Source organism: Spirulina sp. CCY15215, from assembly GCF_016888125.1.
Classification (GTDB): domain Bacteria; phylum Cyanobacteriota; class Cyanobacteriia; order Cyanobacteriales; family Spirulinaceae; genus CCY15215.
On the sequence record NZ_JACSWA010000241.1, the window covers coordinates 1 to 16,092 of the forward strand.

The following is a 16,092-nucleotide window of genomic DNA, read 5'->3' on the forward strand; positions in this document are numbered from 1 at the left end:
CCTTAAAGGAGTCAGTAGCGGCGCTTTGACTACGCCTGTAAGAGTCCATTATTGGACTGCTTCCGAATCCCCGTCTCTTTAGAGCGGGGAGGGTCAATCCAAGCCTTCTCGATGATAGGCAATTGCTTCCTCGGGTTGGTTTAAATTATTGTGAATATCACCGATGAGAACTAAAGTGCGTGCCAGCATGGAAGTATGCTGCAATTCCCGCGAGAGTGCGAGGCATTGATTGGCCAGTGCAAGTGCTTCATCTGGTTCTTGGTTCCGCAAAACATTCGCCATATTGCCGAGGAATGCGGCGCGGATGGGGAGTAGGGAATCGTGGGAAGAGAGGGAGTAGGGAGTCGGGAGTAGGGAGTAGTTGATGAGTGAGAGTTGCTTCGATGAGGCATTGTTCCTGTTCAATTCTTGGCTATTTGGAAAAACTGAAATGCACCCTCAACTTTAAACATCATCTGACCAAAGATATCCTTTTTCTCCTGTTGCAGTACCTACCCATACTTTAGGTTCTGAAATTGCTCGCACATAGAAAAAAATGCGATTTGACCCGTCATCAATACGTTCGTAACCCTCAATTGTTCCTTGGATGTAAGAAGGTGAATTTTTGTTTTCATGGAGAGCTAAATATTCGGCGTTTCCGGCAACTTCCTCGCTAATTTTCCAATAGCCACTCTTGAAGCGACCATCTCCGATATCTTTGACATTTTCTCCACCTCGACAAACTAAGTGAATCCCTATTACTTTACGAGACATTATTTGAATTTCTCCTTGATGTGAATTGCTGATGACTGATATATTAACACTTATAAGTAATTACGCAAAATTAATTGCATATTCAGTACCGTATCGACGTAGTATATCTTCAACAGTAGCAACTAAAGTCTCTAAACTTTTGTAATCCTTGGGTTCAAGCTATTTATATTTGATAAACCGCCATAAAATTTCAATTAAATTTAGTTGAGGTGAACTCTTTGGAAGCCAAAAGATTTCTACGTTTTGCGATACTCCCTCCGGGAACGCTTCGCGATCGCCGGGGGTAGTGCGAGCATCTTGCTCGCTATTTTTACAAAACTGAGATGCACCCTTTGAGATGCACCCTTTAGGATTCTGTATTGCTATTACATCAATGATTTTAACCCCCAAAACAAAAGGAAGTCGGTATAGTAGAAAGCACGGACGAATTGAAAAGGAGGGTTGAACCTTGGCTGTTACAATTGAATCACTTCTGACCCCAGAAATCGAAAAACCTGCCCGCTATCTTGGCAACGAACTGGGGTCTGTTCATAAGCCTTGGGATAGCGCGATCGTGCGGTGGACTCTAACCTATCCAGAAGTTTACGAGGTCGGCGCGTCGAATTTAGGGCATATTATCCTCTACAATATTTTGAATGCCACCCCCGACCAACTTTGCGATCGCGCTTATCTTCCCGCTCCAGATTTAGCAAAGAAACTCCGCGACACAAAAACCGCCCTATTCGCCCTAGAATCTCGCCGTCCCCTCGCAGATTTTGATATTTTGGGATTTAGCCTCAGCTACGAACTTGGGGCGACGAATATCCTCGAAATGCTCGATCTGGCTGGGATTCCTTTAACATGGAAAGAGAGAGATAATCGCAATTTTCCCTTGATTTTTGCGGGAGGACAAACTGCAACATCTAACCCCGAACCCTACGCCGATTTCTTTGATTTTATGGCTTTGGGGGATGGAGAGGAAGTCTTACCGGAAATTGGTGCGGCGATCGCCAAAAGCAAACAAGCAGGATTTTCTCGCCAAGAATTACTCCTGGAACTAACAAAAGTACCTGGGGTTTACGTCCCTCGCTTTTACGATATGGCGGAAGATGGCTCCGTACATCCCAACCGTCCCGATGTCCCCTCCCGCATTCTGCGCCGCGTTGCGACCCCGATCCCAGAACAGTCCATCGGCCTCGTCCCCTATACTGAAACCGTCCACGATCGCCTCACTGTGGAAATTCGTCGCGGTTGCACTCGTGGCTGTCGCTTCTGTCAACCGGGAATGTTAACTCGTCCCGCCCGAGATGTGGAACCGGAAAAGGTGGTCAATGCGATCGAAAAAGGAATGCGAGAAACGGGTTATAATGAGTTCTCTTTACTTTCTCTTTCTTGTTCCGATTATCTTTCTCTTCCTGCTGTAGGCATGGAAATCAAAAACCGCCTCAAGGATGAGAATATTTCCCTATCTCTCCCCAGTCAGCGTGTCGATCGCTTTGATGAAAATATTGCCAATATTCTCGGTGGAACGCGCCCCATTAATCTCACTTTTGCCCCAGAAGCAGGGACGCAACGAATGCGAGATATCATTAACAAGGGCTTAACTAATGAAGAACTTTTGCGAGGCATAAAAACCGCCGTCGAACAGGGTTGGGATAAAGTCAAGCTCTACTTTATGATTGGCTTACCAGGAGAAACTGATCTAGATGTATTGGGTATTGCAGAAACCCTGGGTTGGTTACGACGAGAATGCTACATCAAAGGACGCAAGAGCCTTAAATTTAACGTCACCATCTCCAATTTTACCCCCAAACCCCACACGCCGTTTCAGTGGCATTCTGTCTCCACTGCTGAATTTATCCGCAAGAAAGAACTATTATGGACTGAATTAAAAGCAATCAAGGGTATTAAAGTCAATTTTACCGACATTCGCATCTCTGCAATGGAAGATTTTGTCGGCAGAGGCGATCGCAGACTTGCTGCGGTGGTGCGTCGTGCTTGGGAATTGGGTGCGGGAATGGATGCTTGGATGGAGAGTTTAAATCGCGCTTACACAGCATGGGAACAGGCGATCGCAGACTCGGATCTGACCTGGAAATACCGTCAGATCGAAGAGGGAGAATGGAATGTTATGGACGCTCAAAATGCACGTCTGGACAGTAAGCGCAAACGTCCCCAATATTCCTGGGACGATCGCCTAAATTCTCGCCTTCCTTGGGATCATATTGACACAGGAATTGATAAGAATTGGTTGAAGGCAGATTTGCAACGAGCATTAGAAGAAACAACTGTGCCAGACTGTGCTTATGAAGGTTGTTCTTCCTGCGGTATTTGTGGGGATGATTTCGGTCATAATGTTGTTTTTGAACCACCAGCTATTCCCGAATTTAAAGGACATTTTAAACCTAATTCTGAGCGAGTACAACGCTTTCGAGTTCGCTTTGGAAAAGTGGGAGAAATGCGTTTATTGAGTCATTTGGATTTAGTGCGCCTTTTCGATCGCATCTTGCGTCGCGCTGCACTACCCATTTCCTTTACCGGAGGTTTTCATCCAGGTCCGAGAATTTCCATTGCCAGTGCGTTATCTTTGGGGATGACCAGTAGTGGAGAAATCGTTGATTTTGAATTAACCAAGGCGATCGATCTGGAGGAATTTCGCACTAAATTAATGGAAAAATTTCCCCAAGAATTGCCAATTTATGCCGTAGAAGAAATTGATCTTAAAGCACTTTCTGCCAATCGTGCCTTAGAAAAAGCCGAATATCTGCTCGAGGTTTCCGCAGATGCTTCTAGAGAAGATTGGCAAAACTGGATCGCGGCGATCGCGGAAAGCCAAGAAATTTTGTTCCAAAAGAAAACAAAATCCGGGAAAATTCGCCAGATCAATTTGCGCGATCGCCTTTTTTCCCTGACCCTAGAAAATTCCTCTACAGTTATGCAAATTCGCTACATCGGGAGTTATCTTAACGATGGTACAATCTTACGACCAGAACAGGTTATTTATATGTTAGAACAAGTATCTGGAAAAGAGATTGAGCTACTGCACGCCCATCGCGATCGCCTGCTACTTGCGGCTTAAAATCATTTCCCAGCGAAATATGTCCAAAAAACGGCCAAATTTCGCTACATTAGGGTATTGTAAAGTTTAACTAAAAATATAGTCAAACAGAGTGATTTATGGTAAATTGTTGTCATCATACCTATCCAACTCAGCCAAAAAAGCCGGAGTTGGTAAATTAGATAGGATTGATTGATTGAGATATAGATATTTTCAAGGCTGTAACTTTTAATCAACCAGGCTTTGTCCTTTTGTTGAGTATGGCAGACTCGAAAAAAATCTTCATCAATTGAACAAAAGCATTCCCAAATGCCTTTAGGGGCCATGGGATAGAGAGGTGTGTAGTTCACCCAAGGAGAATAAATCTCTCAAAGCCAAAATGAAGGGGGTTTCTGCAATGGAATCCATGTCTTGTTTATATATGACTATATTTTGGTTAACTATTAGATTTGAGTGCAGGAGTAGAGCTTTGAAAAAGGCGAACTGGCCCGATAAATCAGAAAAATTGGCAGGAGCGGAAATTCCTGTAGCCTTGCGGGATCTGCCTCGAGAATCAACTACTTCTCGGTGGTGGTTATGGCTGCTGGTGGTGGGAATAACGGGATTTGGCGCGATCGCCATCACCATTGCTTTATTCTTTCTCAATCGAGCCAATCAACCCCTTGCGACTTCTGGGGGATCGAGTTCATCTTCGGCAGTAGCGGCACCGCAAGATGTGAACGGGACGAGTAAAATTGCTTCAGAAGATAATGTTTTGGGTCATCTACCCTATCAAGAAGCACCCGTCGATGAATTAGTCGCAATTACTGCCGATCGCCGCATCCGCTTGCGTCAAAGTGCAGCACAAAAATTCATCCTGATGGCAGATGCAGCCAGAGCAGATGGCGTGATTCTGTCCTCCCTTTCAGGTTATCGTACCGTTGCCGAGCAGGATAGTCTCTTTTTTGAGGTGAAAGCACAGCGCCAACAAAATGCCGCCAAACGCGCCGAAGTGAGCGCTCCTCCGGGTTACAGCGAACATCATACCGGTTACGCGATCGATATTGGTGACGGAAAAACCCCTGCAACCAATTTAAGCGTTAATTTTGAAAATACGGCGGCGTTTCGCTGGTTGCAAGAAAATGCCGCACGTTATAGTTTTGAGTTATCTTTTCCTCGCGATAATGCCCAAGGAATTAGTTACGAGCCTTGGCATTGGCGTTTTGTCGGAGATATTGACAGCCTAGAAACCTTCTACAGAGCGCAAAATACTCAAAAATAGCTTATTTTCCTGTTGCCTATTCCCTCTTGCCTCTTGCCTAAAAAAAATGTCTGATTATAAAATTAAAAGTCGAGAATGGTGGGTTGAGCGCTGGTTAGAATTGTTGGATTCCTATCGCTTTAAAAAGCGGCTAGAAAGGGCGAGAAAATATGCCAATGAAGGAAATGTTCTCAACATCGAATTTAGTGGCGCTCGTGTGCTGGCAAAGGTCAAAGGAAGTGAACCAGAACCTTACCAAGTTTCCCTATCTTTAAGTCCCTTCAGTAATGAAGATTGGGGGTATCTTGTGGGGACGCTTTCCGAGAAAGCGATTTATTCGGCACAATTATTAGCTGGGGAAATGCCGGCCAATATTGAAGCAGTTTTTATCGCGAATGGATTGAATTTATTTCCCTTTGCTTTAGCGGATATTCATTCGCGCTGTAGTTGTCCCGATAAAGCTAATCCTTGCAAGCATATTGGAGCCGTTTACTACGATTTAGCCGATCGCTTTAGCGAAGATCCTTTTGTTTTATTTCAGTTGCGAGGACGCACGAAAGAGCAAATTTTAGAAGCCTTGCGTCAGTTGCGCGGAAAGGGGGTTAAAAATCACCGCGATACTCCATCGGGGGCAAAAAAGCGACCAGAAGAAGATCGCAAAAAAGCAGCCCAAAAACAGACGGCCAAAACTCCTTTAACTTTGGCGGGATTTTGGGACTATGATGAACCCCTAGAATCTTCCTTGGTGGCGATCGCACCTTCTCCAGAAAGTAAAAGCATTTTGGAATTATTGGGCAGTTTACCGCTACCCGCAACAGAAGCCGCAATGATACAACAGTATTTAGAGATTGCCTACCGAGAGGTCCCACAGCAGGCGATCGCCACCGCGTTAAATCGCGAAGGATAAAAAAAATCCCCAGAGTTGAACTACTCTAGGGACTAATCAGGGTGCATCTACCACTTCTCTCTACTGCGTCTTGAAAGCTCATCCGGAAAATATCGAGAAAGTTTTAATTTCCCAACTCCCGAGACCGATCGCAAGCTGCCTTAACCGCAGCGATCGCAGCCGCCCGAAATCCCCCCGCTTCTAATGCCGCAACCCCGGCGATCGTCGTTCCCCCTGGACTGGTAACGCGATCCTTGAGTTGTGCCGGGTGCAGTTCCGTTTCTTGCAGGAGTTTCGCCGTCCCTAATACCGTTTGTAGCGCCAATTGAGAGGCGATCGCCCGAGGTAGCCCCGCAGCAACTCCCCCATCTGCCAGCGCCTCCACCAGCAAAGCTACATAAGCCGGTCCTGATCCCGAAAGTCCCGTTACCGCATCCATCAGAGATTCCGATACCTCGACCACCTCCCCCACCGCCGCAAAAATCGTTTTAGCGCGATCGATCTGTTGGGGGGAAACTTGAGAACTTGGCGCGATCGCCGTCATACCTGCCCCTACCGTAGCGGGAGTATTGGGCATAGCACGAATGACAGCACAAGCAGGAAAGGCAGCCTGCAAGCGTTTTAACGGCACTCCTGCTAAAATTGAAAGGAGTAGATTGCTCGAGTTTGCAGTACCTGAGAGATCGGCAGCAACGCGATCGAGAACTTGCGGTTTAATCGCCAACAAAATCACATTTGCCGCAAAAACAACCGCATTATTTTCCGTGACCTCAACCCCATAGGTTTTCTGTAAATAATCCCGTCGTTGTTGCAAAGGATCGCTCACAACAACCGTATTGGCTGCATAAATATTTTGAGAAAGAAGACGAGATAAAATAGCCTCTGCCATAACCCCGCCACCAATAATACCAAGTTTTACTGACACTTTGAACGAATGATGAAAGCTAAACGATAAACACTAAAGGAAGAAAGAGCAATTTTTTCTCCTCCTCCCTTCTTTCCGATAGTTGATTGTGAATTGTTCAATAGTTAATTATTAACTATAATCCCCGCTATCAACTATCAACTATCAACTATCAACTATCATTGGGCTAAACGATTGGGATCGAGAGTCCAAGCTGGACTTGGGGCAGCTTGAGGACGGTTAGCGCCCATATTCGCGGCCATATTTGCGGCGGCCATTTCCTGAACGATTCCCGACTGAGTGCTAACTTGAACGCAACTGGGGGTAAAAAGGAAAATACTTTCACCGATGCGTTCCTGATGACCATCGATCGCATAAGTTCCCCCAGCAACGAAATCAACCGCACGTTGCGCTTCATCGGGATCAATAACCGTTAAATTTAAAACCACGGATTTGCGTTCTCTCAAGGCTTGAATAACCTGCGGCATTTCTTCAAAAGAGCGAGGTTCAATGACCACAACTTCTGAAATTCCATTGGCGGTTCCGGGCATTCCAATCACGTTACTCCTCGGCGTTGTTGAAGCCATTCCTGTTTCTGGTGCTGTTGTTACGGGGATTCTCTCGCGGTTGCGACGAGGGCGCTGACGTTCTTCTTCGACTACCGGGGCATTTTCTTGCTGGTAGAGGTTTTGATAGTCATTGCCATCCATATCTTCCTCATAATACTCGTATTCCTCTGATTCGTTGAGGCCTACAAAGTCTTTTAATTTGGTGAAAATTGTATTCACGACGCGCTCTCCCTAACCCTTAGCATTTAGATCGATACCAATTTTTTTTTGTATCCCCACAGTAACAAAGTTGAGGCACTTGTGCTGTATTGAGGGAATTTTTATTTTATCAGGAAGCAGGTGTTACTGGTTATTCGTGACAAATTAAGAGGAAAAGGCAGATTTTAAGTGGGTTTGAGGGGAAGAGGACGAGGAAAAGAAAAAGAAAAACTTGGGAGAACCTCGTTGACGGTGCAACTAATAATCATACTCAAAAATAACTTGAAGGAACTCGCTTAATACTCAGACCGTTTCGCGAGTCGCAAATTCGCCAAGCGATGAAAACTTGGCTATTGGGGCGCAGAATTGATACGGATGGCTACATTCGGCGCTTATTTCGAGAGAAACCGGAGCTAGTTCCCGCGTTACGCAATCCGTTTACGGCGGAATTGATTGCAGAATACGCGCGATCGACGGGAGAGGAAGAACTACCAGAGAATTTGTTTGCCGTTTTTAACCGCTATATCGAACAGCGATTCATTGCCGATCGCCCCAAGTTAAGGGAGTTGAATTTGACTGTGGATGAGGTGAGGAAATGCGCGGCGACGATTTTTATGTATTATCATTTGGTTTGGAAAGTGTAACAGGATCTTTTGCGCTTCCACTAAGTAAAATACCTTTGTCTTTAAAAGAACAAAAGAATATTTTTATTTCTATGCTTAATATGGTTTAGCAAGTTAATATCGAGATCCGCTAGGAATTGAAAATCTCCGTCTCATACACAAAATCTATTGATGAAAGGTCAAAAATTGTTTCAATTCAGTTTTGTAAAATTAGGCAGCAAGCGGGCAAGATGTTACTACCACAATTATCGACTATTGTAGTGGGAGCGTCTCGCTCCCTAGATTTCTAGTTATGAGAGGAAATATTGTCAATTTGCTTTGAGATGCACCCTATTTTATTTCAACTTCTTAACTAATAATCATACTCAAAGATAACTTGAATCCAGTGGGGAGGGCGAGGAATGGGATTTTTGAGGCGATCGAAAATCAATAAAGCGACGATATGAACCGTAAAGAGATACATTAGACTATTGAAAACAAGCAAAGCAAACGCGATCGCCTGAATTAAACCAATATCTGGCTGTGCTAAAATTCCCAACTGAATAAATAGCCAATTTAACCAACTGGTAATTTGGTTCATCGCATAAAGCCAAAAGTTTTCCCCGAGGAAAATGGAAATTAAAACAATGCGAAAAAAAGAACCAAAAGTTCCTAAAATCGTCCCCAACAAAATCGAAAAGTACCAACTTCCCCCCCGCTTCCAAATCATCCCTAATTGAACCCCCATAACCGCATAGGGAATCGTATACATAATACTGCGGGTCGGTCCCATCAATACAGCCAGCAATAATCCTGAAGTTAGAACCCCCATCCAAGCAGCACGACTTCCTCGACGCAAGTAAACTAAGGCGATCGGGATCGGAAAAAGAAGTTGCAAGACAGGACCGAGAGGAAAATAATAATTAATCAGCCAGATTAAACTCGCGGCACTGGCTAAAAAGGCTGTTTCTACCATCACCAAAGAAGCCAGATGACGAGTTTGCGGCAATTCTATTGTTTCATCCTTCGGAGATAAAGTTTTCTCTTCATCAACTGTATCAACCCAATTCGTTTCATCCATACAAACAACAAGTAACAAACAACTAGGTAATCGTTTTTTCTAATTTTTGCTTGTCGGGAATTCTGAGAACATCGTGTTCGCGCTGAATTAAGCCTTTTTTCTCCAATTTAGTGAGAACCCGAGTCACAGTTTCTCGCGCTAAACCGCTTAAACTGCTTAACTCCCGATGGGGAAGATTGGGGATTTCAATGCCTTGCTTGCCTTGTTTTCCCTGTCCTTCCGCTAAAAAGAGCAAAGTATCAGAAACCCGAGACATACTATCGGCTTCCCTGAGTCGCAAGCGGCGATTGACCTGCCGCAAGCGGGTAGCCATTAATTGCGCTAAACGTACCCCAGCTAAGGGTTCTGTAGTAATTAACTTGACAAAATCTTGAGCGGGAACACTGCTAATTTTTGTGGTCGTCAATGTAATCACATCCGTCGATCGCGGCACTTCTTCTAAAGCCGCCATTTCTCCAAATACTTCCCCTTTACCAATAATATTTAGAGTCACTTCTTTGCCATCGAGGTTGTAGGTTCGGATTTTGACCCAACCATCCACGATAAAATAGACTGAGCCGCCCCAATCATTTTCCAAAAGAATCACTTGGTTGGGGGGATGACTGCGGATAACCGCATGGGACGTAAGCCTATCGAGAGCATCATCCGGAAGCCCTTGAAAGAAAGGGGCGGCATCGATAAGTTCTTGGATATCGGGGTTGAGTTCGCGGGGTTTGGTTCCTTCCATGAGGCAAGAGCTAGACGATCGCCAATGTTTCGGTTATCCTGCCCGAAGGCGAGGCGATCCGGAACGTTCACAAGTTATTATGCGCTAATTACGCTTACAGTGTTACCAAAATCTGGAAATTTCCCCGTTTTCTGGGAGATATCCCCGATTGACCTTAAGTTTCCTGGATAAGCGGGAATTGAATAGTATAAGAAGAGTAGCATAAAAAGCGAAACGCCGAGTTTATCGATCGTTTTTACTGAGGCTGTTGCCTTGTTCAAGTGCTGTGAGCGTTTTAATCTAAGGATTTGCGGTGATTTCATACAACGATATTCAAACTCTTATCGCCGAGATTGACAAGGTTCTGCCTCGGGATGCGGAACCGGTCGAGGCCGCTGGGTCGTTGGCTGAGGACAAGGGTGCTGAGGGGTCTAAACAAGAGGCGGTATTGGCGAAAATTCGCTGGTATTTGCTCGATTTGCGAAATCAAATTGAGATAACACCTTCTGACTCTTCTCAACTGGGGAGGGAACAAGAAGGGACGGCTAGGGCGATCGCCGATGCGGTGATGGCGCAGTTGAATTTTCAGCGTCAAGATTGGTTACAACCCCTACAGATGGAGGTGGAGGGACTACGACAGCAACGCGAGTCTCTTCTACAAGAAATTCGCACTCTGGAGGGGAAGCATTTACAGTTAATGTCGGATTTCCTGCAAATTCTCCTGGGACGTTGCAGCAAGGCACTGCAACAGGAATTTGCTCTCTCTCTGGAAAAGTTTGAAACTCAGTTATGGCAACTGCAAGGGACGGGGGATGACAAGGTAAATTCTTTGACCCCTTTAAAACACCTCGATCGCCTACAACAATTGCGATCGCTTCAGCAACAGGCAGATTTCCTCGTTCTCAATCTTGATAGTACCTTCCGCAAGGTTTTTGCGTCTTTAGAGCGAGATATGGAAAGCTATCAAAGATCTCTATCCCAAGGGATTGAGCAAATGCACGTCCTGGGAAAACAGGGGGAAACTGTTTTAGCGGCTTATCTTCAGCGTCTCAACCCAGAAACTGCGGCACAAGTTCCCCCGTTGGACAACAGTATTGACCAACAAATTGACCAAAATCCCTCTTTGTCTGAAACTGGCGATCGCGAAGATGCGCCAGTTTCAGAAATGTCCCTGTTTCCTGCTATGTTTCCTTTTGCGGGGATGGAGATACCAGGCACTCCCAGGTTGCCAGAAGGATCCCCCCAGGGTTGGGATGGGTCGGAGGAAGATAAATCTCAGGAGTCCGTTGATGCGCTATTTCAGGTCGATATTGAGGCAGAGGAAGAATATCCCCTTGTAGCGGACGATCGCCGTCAGGGAGAAGCATGGGAGGCATGGGATGAGCATTTGTTTCATTCTGATGAGTTAATGAGTGCATGGGAGGAAGATGATTCTTTTGCGCCCATTGTTCTCACTCTGAAGGAGTCAGAATTAGAGGCATTATCTGGGGAGGAGTCCCCAGTTCCAGATCTGTTTGCGGGATTGCCAGATCCGGCGATCGCAGAGGAAGAAACAACTGAGTCTCTTGCTGCACCTCCTACACCGGACATTTTTCCCTCTACTGTTGAAGCGGCACTATTTGGCGAACCTGTTGAGGAAACTATGGCGATCGCGCCAGAAACTGAAGATATTCCTCTGTCTAAAGAACAATCCCTCCCAGAAACCGATTCCCAAACTTTAGAGGAAATCGTTGGCGAAACCATTGCTTCACTGACGGAACTTTTAGAAGAAAAATCGGCACAATCTGAACCCGAGGAGATTATTGAGGAAGAAACAATTTCTGTTACCCAAGGGGAAACTTTATTGGCTACCGATGAGGTTAGACCTCAACCCCAAGAGGATTTAGAACACCTTCTCGACTCCGGACAGTTAAAAACTTTGACGGAAGATTTAGCCAATTTTGAAGGAAATCAAGCTGTTTCAGAGGTTGAATTTTTACCCGCAGAACTTGATGTTGAAGAGGAGAATAGCGATGAAGAGGAACAAGAGATTGCACTGAATGTCAGGAGTGAACAGAAAATTAATTTTAATTCTCCTGAAATTGAGGCAGCAATGGAGGTAGATGAGTTCTTCGATGAGGCATTTGAAGAGGAGATTGTCAGTGAAGAAGATGAGGACTGGATACTACCAGAAAGGGCGATCGCGCCCGAGATGGAACAAGAAGAAACAGCCAAGATGAAAATTCCTCCCGAAGCGATCTTGACTTCTTTGGCTGATTTGAGTTGGGATATAGAGGCAGAACAGTCTTTTGCTCTTCCTGCTTCATCATTAGAAATTGTGGTTGATGATGATTTTCCCTCACCTCCTCCCCAACAAGTTGTCAAGGGTGCGAAGATGGGACAAAATTCTCTGCCGGTAAGGGGTTCTCCTAAAACGGGATCAAAGTTTGTGGCCAATAGTAATGATGACTTATGGGACACTCCAGAAGCGCCTCGGGAAGCGTCTGCTTATTCCCAAAATAGTCAAGATTTGCGGAATAAATCTGGGGCGATCGAGGAAACAAATCCCTCGGTGAAAGAAACTGCTACAGATGCTTGGAGTGAAATGCCGAACGGTTCAGAAAGGAAGCAAAATAAGGAAAAAGATGAAAAAAATTAATCCATTCTTGTTAACTTCTTTGGCTTTAATAAGGATTTACGCATTAGCGGGCAAGATGCCCGCACTACCATAACAATAAGAATACGGGAGTGGGAGCGTCTCGCTCCCTGGCTGCGTAAGTCTTATCTACAATTCTTTCTTTTTATGACTCATTCTTGGTATTTAGGGATTGACTTTAGCACCTCTGGCATGGCAGCAAGACTGCGGGATTGTCAGCAGGGCGAATCTTACCCTCTCTACTGGTTATCCTCCGACGGATCTGAGTCTCGTTTTTGGGTGTTACCAATGGGGTTAGAGATCGGCAAACAAGGACGGAAAAAACAAATTCTCTCTTCTACAAACGCTTTTACTCCTCCCCCTTACTATTTTCGGGGGGCGGTTCCTTGTTACAATCGCCAATTGGGTCAATGGGAACCTCGGTTTTGCGGGACTGAAGGGGCAGTTTTTTCTTTGCAGGCGATCGCCCAAGAATTACAGGCTCTTTTCGCAACTTTCAATCCTTCGCAAAAAACACCCTATCGTCTCGAAGCTGTTGGCTTGCCGGAACATTACCTCAAATCGGCTTTGCTGGCTCTAGAAGGGGTTATTCTCAGTTGTTCTGTGGCTTGGGGCGATACCTATCGTTTTAACCTGCGAGAAGCCATTTTAGGGGCGCAATTACTCGATACTCCCGATCGCATTTTTTTCCTGGAGGAGGCGATCGCGATCGGTTTAGGAATATTGGGAGAAGAAGGAAGCAGTAAAACAGAACAGTTGACCCCATATCCTCTCATTTCCTCTTCATCGCGAGTCCCCAATGGCACGTTAATTGTACAGGGGGGAAAGATAACCACAGAATCGGCTTTGGTATCGGGGACGCAACTCGAACACCTCACCCGAGAAGATTGGGCGCTACGGGGTTTAGAATATGGAGAAATCGATCTGTATCAAGATGTTTTTTACCAATTACTTTATCCCCAATGGTTGCCGGAACAAGAATTTGTACAATGTTTAAATCTAGAAATTCCTCCACCGGGAGAACCCGATCGCCCCAAACGCGATCGCGCTGCGGTGACATTACAAAACTCTCCTGAAGGACAATCCTTACTGGAAACTGCAAAACGAGTCGTCCTCATTTTACAGAAGCAAGAAGCCTTCTCAACGCATCTAGGTCATCAAGAATGGGGAGTGACGCGATCGCAATTCCAAGAGAAAATTATTGAGCCTCTCTGGGAGAATTTGAATCGCCAAATTAATGAATTATTAAGTCAAAAAGGGGAAAATCCCAGGGCGATCGCGCGGGTATTCTGTAGCGGCGAAATGTTGGCTCTCATTTTACCTTTCCTGCAATCTCGCTTATCTGCTAAATTTCCCCAAGCTGAAATAGTTCTCCTGCAAAACAATAATGATAATCACTTAATGGCGATGGGACTCTCTCGCTTGCCCTTATTTCCCCAAATGCTCGATCGCCTGCGTCACCAATATAGCGATTATTTTCTCCTCGCAGAATTACTGCAAGGCTTCCCCGATCGCCCTCTCTCCTTGGAACAAATTATGAAATCCCTCGAACGTCGAGGGATTCCCCGCGCTTGTCTCTGGCGCATTCTCCCTTTTCTAACGGGACAACTGCCCCAAGGGTTGATTCCTTCCCCCGAAGCCCGAGTCCGCATGGAGGCAAAATCCCAGGAATTTCTCCCTTATCCGGCGATCGCCTCTGCCCCCCTGTTTACCCCTCAACCGCCGCTTTATCATCCCAACGACAAACAAGGAAAGCGCTTACAAAAGTATTTTTCTTTTATTTTGGCAACAAGCTCACAAAAATTCAATGACCCTCTTGCTGTAAATTTCTCTATCTTCGAGAGTCTAAAACTATGATTTATCCTGTTTCTACTGCGATCGCAACGGGTTGTTGCACAGTCTTATTATCCTGCACCAGTTTTTTGCCTTCAGCTATTGCCAGTGACCTCTCGGATGCGCCCAAAGATTGTACCTCATTAGGGCAAGAAGTCGCCATCCTGCAAACCGATCGCCCAGAGGCTGCTGATAGATTAGAAATGATGGGGGACCTCGATCGTTGTCAGGATAACACGAAGGGAGCGATCGCCAACTATACAGACGCGATCGCCGCCTATAACAGTGCCAACATTGACCCAACCGAGAAAGCATTAAAAATTCCCAGCCTGTATTTTAAGCTGGCACAAATGCAGGTTTTAGCCAAAAATCCAGATGCAGCCTTGGATGCCTTTCGCCAAGGAATATCCCAAGATCCTCTCTACGGTTACTTGTCTCTCTTTAGCGATCGCCAATACTCTCCCTTGGGAGAGCCAATTACCGATGGTTCGATGCGCGGTGATGCCCATGCAGCCCCAACAACCTCAAGAGAATCCATTGAAGCCAGTGCCTATTTTGAACTGGGACGCACTCTAGAGCAGCAAAACGGGATACTAGGAGAAGCCGTAGAAGCCTATCGCCAAGCGATCGCGATCGATCCCACCTTTGCCCATGCCTACAACGCTTTGGGACGCATTATGTTTCGCTCTTTTATCTATGATGACGAGATGGCGATCAAGGCACTAGATACCGCCCTGCAACTCGACCCAGATTTGGTTTGGGCGCACTACAATCGGGGTTATGCCTTGACTTGGCGAGGGAATGCAGAGGAAGGATTTAGAGAGTTTCGCCGGGTTATCGATTACCATACAGGACTCGATAACGTTGGATCGCCCTATAAAGATGCGATCGCCTGGCGTATGGTGGGGGATATATACCTAGAGCAAGGTAATCCCCCCCCAGGACTCGAAGCCTACAAACTGGCTCTCAGTCTAGATCCCTCTAATCTTCTCGTTCGCATTAAACTCGGGCAAGTGTTTTTGATGTCGGGAGAAAGCGATCGCGCGATCGGTGAATTTTCCACTGTCCTGAATAACCTGGATCAATTGCCCGAGTCGTTCATGGAGGAACAAGGAGCCGAACTTTATTACCTCTTGGGGCTGTCCTATTTGGGGAGCAAACAATGGCATCTGGCGAAAGAAGCGTTACAAACAGCCCTATCCCTCAATTCTGAGCGCGTAACAGAGATTGAAAGTGCTTTGACTTATATCAACAGCAACCTATCCCATTAATCGAAAATGCGCGATCTGATTTTTTCATCCATTCCCGAACCATTATCTTGAATGCGAATTAACACAAAAGAAAGCGATCTCAAGGTAGAGTTTCAGGATCTATACCTAATTGTATCAGGCGCTCTCTCATTTTTTGCAAGTCAGATTCAGCGCGATCGGCACGCTGTTTTTCAAGTTCCTTTTCTAAACGTTCGCGATCGGCTCTTTGTTTTTCAAGTTCCTTTTCTAAACGTTCGCGTTCTTTCTCTGCTCGTTCGCGATCGCGCTCATTTTCAGCCATAATAGCCCGTTGTCGTTCTTGTTGTTTTTCGTGTCGTTCTCGTTCCTTCTCCAGTTGTTCGCGATCGGCACGTTCATTGGGAGTAGAAATCCAATTA

Annotated in this window: 13 protein-coding genes and 1 pseudogene; 7 read left to right on the forward strand and 7 right to left on the reverse strand. The window is 45.7% G+C overall.

Annotated features, from left to right (window positions below):
• Positions 1 to 93 precede the first annotated feature (93 nt).
• Together JUI58_RS01790 and JUI58_RS01795 are read right to left on the reverse strand one after the other, a co-directional pair.
• Positions 94 to 405: a tetratricopeptide repeat protein gene (locus tag JUI58_RS01790; RefSeq protein ID WP_204102029.1), complete on the reverse strand. Its 312-nt coding sequence runs from the start codon at positions 403 to 405 to the stop codon at positions 94 to 96.
• A gap of 39 nt (positions 406 to 444) precedes the next feature.
• Complete coding sequence (locus tag JUI58_RS01795) at positions 445 to 753, reverse strand: hypothetical protein (RefSeq protein ID WP_204102030.1); 309 nt, start codon at positions 751 to 753, stop codon at positions 445 to 447.
• 448 nt (positions 754 to 1,201) lie between these two features.
• On the opposite strand from JUI58_RS01795, the gene JUI58_RS01805 reads away from it, so the two are divergent.
• The 3 genes from JUI58_RS01805 (at position 1,202) to JUI58_RS01815 (ending at position 5,937) form a co-directional block, all read left to right on the forward strand.
• On the forward strand, positions 1,202 to 3,811 hold the full coding sequence (locus tag JUI58_RS01805; protein ID WP_204102032.1) for a TIGR03960 family B12-binding radical SAM protein: 2,610 nt from the start codon (positions 1,202 to 1,204) through the stop codon (positions 3,809 to 3,811).
• A 448-nt stretch (positions 3,812 to 4,259) separates the two neighbouring features.
• Positions 4,260 to 5,051 (forward strand): M15 family metallopeptidase, encoded by a 792-nt coding sequence (locus tag JUI58_RS01810; RefSeq protein ID WP_239121206.1) that lies wholly within the window; start codon positions 4,260 to 4,262, stop codon positions 5,049 to 5,051.
• A 46-nt stretch (positions 5,052 to 5,097) separates the two neighbouring features.
• Entirely contained in the window at positions 5,098 to 5,937 is an 840-nt protein-coding gene (locus tag JUI58_RS01815) for an SWIM zinc finger family protein (protein WP_204102033.1), read from the forward strand.
• Positions 5,938 to 6,040: 103 nt separating this feature from the next.
• Here the strand turns inward: JUI58_RS01815 and proC are convergent, their stop codons facing one another.
• Both proC and JUI58_RS26520 read right to left on the reverse strand, forming a co-directional pair.
• Entirely contained in the window at positions 6,041 to 6,841 is an 801-nt protein-coding gene (proC, locus tag JUI58_RS01820; protein WP_348539817.1) for a pyrroline-5-carboxylate reductase, read from the reverse strand.
• Between the two features lie 158 nt (positions 6,842 to 6,999).
• Positions 7,000 to 7,608 (reverse strand): cell division protein SepF, encoded by a 609-nt coding sequence (locus JUI58_RS26520; RefSeq protein ID WP_348539818.1) that lies wholly within the window; start codon positions 7,606 to 7,608, stop codon positions 7,000 to 7,002.
• 317 nt (positions 7,609 to 7,925) lie between these two features.
• Here JUI58_RS26520 and JUI58_RS01830 point away from each other — a divergent pair, with 317 nt between their 5' ends.
• Positions 7,926 to 8,231, forward strand: coding sequence for a hypothetical protein (locus tag JUI58_RS01830; protein ID WP_204102034.1), 306 nt, complete (start codon positions 7,926 to 7,928; stop codon positions 8,229 to 8,231).
• A gap of 331 nt (positions 8,232 to 8,562) precedes the next feature.
• On the opposite strand, the gene JUI58_RS01835 is transcribed toward JUI58_RS01830, so the two are convergent.
• Together JUI58_RS01835 and JUI58_RS01840 are read right to left on the reverse strand one after the other, a co-directional pair.
• Positions 8,563 to 9,270 carry a DUF2232 domain-containing protein gene (locus JUI58_RS01835; protein ID WP_204102035.1) on the reverse strand — a complete coding sequence of 236 codons (708 nt, stop codon included), beginning with the start codon at positions 9,268 to 9,270 and terminating at the stop codon, positions 8,563 to 8,565.
• A 22-nt stretch (positions 9,271 to 9,292) separates the two neighbouring features.
• Positions 9,293 to 9,997, reverse strand: coding sequence for a Crp/Fnr family transcriptional regulator (locus JUI58_RS01840; protein ID WP_204102036.1), 705 nt, complete (start codon positions 9,995 to 9,997; stop codon positions 9,293 to 9,295).
• Between the two features lie 292 nt (positions 9,998 to 10,289).
• On the opposite strand from JUI58_RS01840, the gene JUI58_RS01845 reads away from it, so the two are divergent.
• From JUI58_RS01845 to JUI58_RS01855, 3 genes are all read left to right on the forward strand, one after another.
• Positions 10,290 to 12,614 carry a hypothetical protein gene (locus JUI58_RS01845; protein WP_204102037.1) on the forward strand — a complete coding sequence of 775 codons (2,325 nt, stop codon included), beginning with the start codon at positions 10,290 to 10,292 and terminating at the stop codon, positions 12,612 to 12,614.
• 144 nt (positions 12,615 to 12,758) lie between these two features.
• Positions 12,759 to 14,468, forward strand: coding sequence for a hypothetical protein (locus tag JUI58_RS01850; protein ID WP_204102038.1), 1,710 nt, complete (start codon positions 12,759 to 12,761; stop codon positions 14,466 to 14,468).
• Positions 14,465 to 15,715, forward strand: coding sequence for a tetratricopeptide repeat protein (locus tag JUI58_RS01855; RefSeq protein ID WP_204102039.1), 1,251 nt, complete (start codon positions 14,465 to 14,467; stop codon positions 15,713 to 15,715). The genes JUI58_RS01850 and JUI58_RS01855 overlap by 4 nt, the downstream gene beginning before the upstream one ends.
• 79 nt (positions 15,716 to 15,794) lie before the next feature.
• On the opposite strand, the pseudogene JUI58_RS01860 reads toward JUI58_RS01855, so the two are convergent.
• Positions 15,795 to 16,092: pseudogene (locus JUI58_RS01860) on the reverse strand (hypothetical protein); the annotation flags it as partial.